At 68.9% G+C, this 1,318-nt stretch carries 1 protein-coding gene; it reads right to left on the bottom strand.

The window, feature by feature from the left end; translation table 11 throughout:
- Positions 1-32: 32 nt before the first annotated feature.
- A protein-coding gene (locus ABGB18_RS49295; RefSeq protein WP_347702654.1) for an IS3 family transposase occupies positions 33-1,249 on the bottom strand; the annotation gives its coding sequence in 2 pieces (ribosomal slippage) (positions 33-940 and positions 940-1,249; 1,218 coding nt in all).
- Between the last annotated feature and the right edge of the window lie 69 nt (positions 1,250-1,318).

Genomic DNA, 1,318 nt, shown 5'->3' with positions numbered 1-1,318 from the left:
GGGGGCTCACCCCGAAGCGTGGACACCGGCTGTCATGCGGCGAGCAGCACTCTAGCGGTGGTCTGCTGCTCGTAGTCGATGGGGCTGAGGTAGCTGAGCGTGGAGTGTCTCCTGCGGGTGTTGTAGCGGGTGATCCATTTGAAGACGGCCAGGCGGGCCTCACGGGCTGAGGACCAGCCCTTGGCGCCCTGCAGTGTCTCCCGTTTCAACGTGGCGTTGAATGCCTCCGCGGCGGCGTTGTCGGCGCTGGTGCCGACGGCTCCCATGGACTGGCGCACCCCGAGCTCGGCACAGACCTTGGCGAACTCGGCCGAGGCGTACTGGGCCCCGTGATCGGAGTGGAAGATCGCGCCGTCCAGGCCGCCCCGCGTCGCGGCGGCGGCCCGCAGCGCGTCGGTCACCAGCTCGGTGCGCATGTGATCGGCGATCGACCAGCCTGCCAGCCGACGTGAGCCCAGGTCCAGCACGGTCGCCAGGTAGAGGAACCGGCCCTCGCCAACGGGCAGATACGTGATGTCGCCGACATAGCGCTGGTTCGGGGCCGGTGCGGTGAAGTCCCGGCGGATCAGGTCGGGCACCTTCTGCTGCGAGGGCTCGGGCACCGTGGTACGCACCTTCTTGCGCAGATGCAGCCCGACGATGCCGGACCGGCGCATCACCCGCGCGACCCGCTTGTGGTTGACCCGGCGACCCCGGGCCCGCAGCTCGGCGGTGACGCGTGGACTGCCGTAGGTGCCGTCGAACTCCCCGTGGATCTGCCTGATCTCTTCGGCCAGCGCGGCATCGGCCGCGGCCCGTTCCGCCCGAGCCGGCGCGGCCTTGAGCCACCGGTAGAACCCCGAGCGGGACACCTTCAAGACCCGGCACAGCCGCTTGACGCCGAAGGCATCGCGATGGTCGTCAACGAACTCGAAGCGGCTCACCAGTTCGTCTCTCCCGCGAAATACTTCGCGGCCCGGCGCAGGATGTCGCGCTCCAGCTCCAGCTCCCGGATCCGGGCCTTGAGCTGCTTGTTCTCCTCTTCAAACACGTCGTCGGACGATAGCGGGGCACGCGCCGGCCGCTTGACCGGGCCCGCCTTCTGGGCCCCGGCCGTGCCGTTCGCGCGCGCCTCTTTCACCCACAGGCGCAGGGTCTCACGGTTGATGCCCAGGTCCCGGGCCACCGATGCGTACGTCCGCGCCGGATCGGACAGGTACAACGCGACGGCGTCCGCCTTGAACTCCGGCGGATACGACTTCATCGCCACGTGGAACTCCTTGTCTCCGGATCTCCATCATCCGGTACTCAAGGTGTCCACGTTTCGGGGCGAGGGCCC

This window comes from Nonomuraea sp. B12E4 (genome assembly GCF_039871825.1).
In the GTDB taxonomy this organism is placed as follows: Bacteria; Actinomycetota; Actinomycetes; order Streptosporangiales; family Streptosporangiaceae; genus Nonomuraea.
The sequence above is the reverse complement of the archived record's forward strand: the minus strand, read 5'-3'. Positions and strand labels throughout refer to the sequence as shown.